Raw genomic sequence first — 4184 nt, 5'->3', positions numbered from 1 at the left:
GTGGTACCACAGATGAGCGACATGAAATTAGGGACGCCAGTTGGCGCCGGACCCAAAAAGTGGGTTCAAACGGAACGTGCCGCACATGAGGCATGGGGACGACTGGCTATGCGATCGCCCATCGCTTCCGCCGTACTGCATCGGCTGGTTGCGATCATGGGGCATCAAAATGCTGTCGTGATTCCACAGAAAACGCTGGCAAAGCTAGTGGGATGCAATGAACGCAGCATTCGTAACGCAATGAACATCCTAGAAAGTGAGCGATGGATTCAGGTAATTCAGATCGGTCCACGCGGCACAGTAAACGCCTATGTGGTCAACGATCAGGTGGCGTGGGGCGAAAAGCGCGAGCATTTACCGCGCTTGTCTGTGTTTTCAGCCGCAATTGTGGCAGACGAAGAAGATCAGTCCGAGTATACGCTACTGCCGGGTACTCTACGCCGCATCCCGGCCCTCTATCCCGGTGAAGCGCAACTACCGACCGGCGAAGGGGAAGATCCCCCATCGCAACCCGCGCTGCCCGGTATGGAGCCAGACCTCCCCGCCCGGCAAATGGATATCGAAGATTATACGGGCTAAAGGCCTATGCCTCCGTCACCTCGGCTAACCCCCTTCCCTTTTTGGGGAGCTTTCGCTGAGGTGATGGACTTTTCAGGGCCAGATTTGACCTGATGACCTTGGCCTTTTTCCAAGGCTTGCGCCTTTTCCACGGCGGCCTTCTGTGCCCGCTTTTGGGCCTCTAGAGCGGCCTTGCGCTCCTCGAACGCCTCGCACCCGGCGGCATCGGCAAAAAGCTCTTCCTTGGCCTTCTGAGCAGCACTCACGCGGCTTTCGACATCAGCCAGTGGCCCAAAGCTCAGGCCGACCTTGTGCAGCCGGGACCGCCACGGGTGCGCCTGCTCGATCTGGCTTTTTTGCCCCTCAGCTCCCTTTGCAGCCTTGGCCGTCGCTTCGGCCAGACGGAGGCGGGCTTCATATCGGTTTGCCAAGGCTGTTTTTTCGGCCGCCTGTTCGCGTCTACGCGCTTCGGCCTCCTTGGCTACCTTTTCCTGCCTCGCCTGCTCAGCGGCCCTTCTATCGTCTCCTATGGCCTTCCACCGTTTTTCCGCTACGGCGTTAACCTCGCTGTGGTAGTGCGGCAACGGTTTCCGCGCCTCCACAAACTCCTTCGCCACCTGCAAACCAATTTCAGCCCGCTCAACCAGCGAGGCAAAGCCCTCCTTACGGGCTGATTCCACGGCTTCTTCCCAAGAAGACAGGTCCCATTTTCGGGCCTCGTCCTTGGCTTTTTGCTCGTTGAGATTGATGATTTTGGCGTTGTGCTGGCCTCGGGTCTTCATCCCGCGAACGGAGTAATCAATCTCGGGATACCGGATGACTCGCCCTTGGTGATCCTTCCGTATTTTCGAGACAGGTGTTTTTCCTTGCTCGGCCATGGCGTTAGCACGCGGCCCAACATGGATTTGCGCCTTCCGGTCGATCCCTTGGGCTGCAAGGGTCCGCCGGTCGATCCGGGCGGTATGGCCGGCACGCTGCAAATGAGCGTTTGCGATGGCCTCCCAAAGCTCGCGCAGACGCTCTGTGCTGCCCTTTTCCGACAAACCGGCCACGCGCTTTCCTGTCTCTGGGTCTTTGTCACGGATCACCAGATGGGCATGTGGGTTCTGAGCATCCGCGCCCTTGTCGTGGATCGCAGCAAGCCACGGTGCTTTGCCCTGGCCCACCTGCCGAGCAAAATCACGGACCAGTTCCGCCCGCTCCTCTGGCGACAATTCACGAGGAAGGGCCAGCATCACCTTGTCGCAAACCCTGCCGTTCTTTCGGTCTGAGGCTTCTGCTTGGTCAAGCCAGGCGTGGGCCTCATGCCGATGAGACGGCATGTGTTGGGACAGCACAATCCGGGCCGCGCTGTCACGGGTGATGTAATCGACATGTGCCCCGGCGGTGCCGGGGGCATGGGTCGATTTTCCGATGCTGCGGTGGTTCAGACTGTAGATGGCCAAGGCTTCTTCTTCCTGCCGTAAAAACGGGGTTCGGGGTGCCCCCGACGCACGGGTTTCGCAGAAACCCATAAGTGCGCCCTAGTCCATCCTACCGGACAGACCACCCTCCCGCAAGGTCGGGCTTCGCTGCGCTCCGGGGGTGGTTTTTACGGCAGGAAGAAAGCGGGACTAGCGGCCACGGTTCTTATTTTACTTGTTATTCTTGTTGTTTATGCCCGGTACACTTCTTTCCGGTTGCCTATGCGAACCACGAGGATACGCAGGGCGTTATCTTCGATGCTGGCGATGATTCTGAAGTCGCCGACGCGGTACTTCCAGAATGCACCCAGCTTTGAGCCTTTGAGGGCTTCGCCAATGCTGCGTGGATCGTCGAGTTGAGCGACCCGGCTATGCAGGAAGGTAAGGATGCGCCGCGCCATCTGTACGTCGATTTTGTCCAGTTCGCGCTCGGCGGCTCTGTCGAATTCAATCTTCCAGGCCATAACGCTTCATCACGTCTTCGAGTGATACCGCTTGGCTCTTGCCTGCTCGAAGGTCGGTTAGGCGCTGCTCAGCTAGGTACAAGTCTTCGAGATTGTCTAAGTGTTCGAGGATGGCTTCACGGGCATAGAACGTTTTTGTTCTGCCCGTAGCCTGAGCCAGTGCTTCAAGTCTGGTCTCCACTTCGGCAGGCAGTCGGATGGCGAGCATTTTTCACCTATATTGCTACATCGCTATACATGTATAGCATAGTTTATCCACAGACTGAAGTTATCAACCGTCTAAAATTCAATTTCTTAACTTCAATTTCTATGGTTCTTAAGCTACTGTTTTTAAACAAAAAATGACCATGTTGCTACTAAATGGGCGGATGCTACTGCTACTTGATATGATGTTTCTGTAGTTATGCTACGCTCCGGGGATGGCGCTATAAAAAAACAGGGGGGCTATGGTCCCCCTGTTTTTTTATTATTTTAGGCGTATTGAATGAGCTTCCAAGTAACCCCTTTATTGTTATAGGGCGGTACTTTGTTCCCTTTTGCGAGGGGGATTGTTGTACTGGGGGTAGACTCTGCTTTCCAGATGCCGCTTTCTGGGCAGTTTTCTCCCGTATAACAGGTGGTTCCAAGTGGCTTGCGAGCAGTGCTCATGTTTTTAACTTTCTAAAAGTCTCTCCGCTGTGATTAACTTTAGCGTCCAAACTAGAGTTGCAGCTTATGAGAGCATGGTTATAGCAAAAGCCCCGGCACGCGTTGTCGGGGCTTTTGTATCTTGCAGATGAGAGATACGCTGGTCAACACTGCATCTAGTGCGTTCTTTGTGGAACAAAACCGGAATAGATTATACATGCATTAATACGTGTACGTTTTAATTTATTGGGCGTTCTTTTAATTTTGTGCGGCTTATATCCTGATCAAAACTTGACCTACATATTTGATTTAATTTTATAAATTGTGGCTATTTTCGGAATTTCTGTCTCTGCCCATTTTACTGGGCACACACTGCTTCTCTACTCATTTTACTAGGCGCGCAGCCCTTTCATAAATTTTACCTTAGCGCACATAATTGTCACCTAATGTTCTTGCCGAAATAAGATCTGAATGACGATGGGCGCGCAATATAATGCCTTGTATACGTTTATAATTACATTCTTTTCAATTTTTCGCTGTTGTCCTTTCGTGTTCACTGGGCGCAATCCTCCATCCTATCTTCTGGACGGATTTTTGCTAACCTATTGATAGATAAATCATTTATTATTTTATCCACAGCAAGAGCGTTTCTTGAAAAGAAGATGGCAGGCGCCTCATGACCAACGGGTTACCCACCCCCGCCCTCCTAGCGCTGTGGAGGCGCGTCGGTTGGGCATGGATAACCCGTTCACGGCCCCTTTCAGGGGGGTCAAATGAGATCATAGAAAGGAAAAAACCAAAATTGTTTATAATCAATAATTTATGAAGAATGAAGTGTCGTCCCATTGCCGGGGGTGCGGAATCAGCTGATTCCGCACCCCCTACAAAAACTGGAAACGTATTTCCAAAATATGTAGCTCTTGATTGCCGCACCCTCGGCAATGTGGTACCACTTTTTGGAAACCAGTTTCCAAAAAGTGGTACCACAGATGAGCGACATGAAATTAGGGACGCCAGTTGGCGCCGGACCCAAAAAGTGGGTTCAAACGGAACGTGCCGCACATGAGGCATG

4 protein-coding genes are annotated in these 4184 nt (G+C 52.9%); 1 reads left to right on the top strand and 3 read right to left on the bottom strand.

Annotated elements, in window-relative coordinates; all coding sequences use genetic code 11:
* A partial coding sequence (locus BW995_RS20125) for a helix-turn-helix domain-containing protein (RefSeq protein ID WP_322099136.1) occupies window positions 1-579 on the top strand: 579 nt, incomplete at its 5' end.
* Here BW995_RS20125 and BW995_RS20120 read toward each other — a convergent pair.
* The 3 genes from BW995_RS20120 to relB form a co-directional block, all read right to left on the bottom strand.
* A complete protein-coding gene (locus BW995_RS20120) occupies window positions 576-2003 on the bottom strand; it encodes a MobA/MobL family protein (RefSeq protein WP_076402222.1) in 1428 nt (475 codons plus the stop codon). The two genes, BW995_RS20125 and BW995_RS20120, sit on opposite strands and share 4 nt — an antisense overlap.
* A 209-nt stretch (window positions 2004-2212) precedes the next feature.
* On the bottom strand, window positions 2213-2485 hold the full coding sequence (locus BW995_RS20115; RefSeq protein WP_073191524.1) for a type II toxin-antitoxin system RelE family toxin: 273 nt from the start codon (window positions 2483-2485) through the stop codon (window positions 2213-2215).
* Window positions 2469-2693 carry a type II toxin-antitoxin system RelB family antitoxin gene (gene relB / locus BW995_RS20110; RefSeq protein ID WP_073191527.1) on the bottom strand — a complete coding sequence of 75 codons (225 nt, stop codon included), beginning with the start codon at window positions 2691-2693 and terminating at the stop codon, window positions 2469-2471. The genes BW995_RS20115 and relB overlap by 17 nt, the downstream gene beginning before the upstream one ends.
* Window positions 2694-4184: the final 1491 nt, after the last annotated feature.

The sequence above is a fragment of the Insolitispirillum peregrinum genome (assembly GCF_900156605.1).
Lineage (GTDB): Bacteria > Pseudomonadota > Alphaproteobacteria > Rhodospirillales > Rhodospirillaceae > Insolitispirillum > Insolitispirillum peregrinum.
The sequence above is the reverse complement of the archived record's forward strand: the minus strand, read 5'-3'. Positions and strand labels throughout refer to the sequence as shown.

What these genes read in the sequence shown, in the direction of transcription:
- BW995_RS20115 (WP_073191524.1), bottom strand. Translation starts at nt 2,485, where the DNA reads ATGGCCTGGAAGATTGAATTCGACAGAGCCGCCGAGCGCGAACTGGAC.
- relB (WP_073191527.1), bottom strand. Translation starts at nt 2,693, where the DNA reads ATGCTCGCCATCCGACTGCCTGCCGAAGTGGAGACCAGACTTGAAGCA.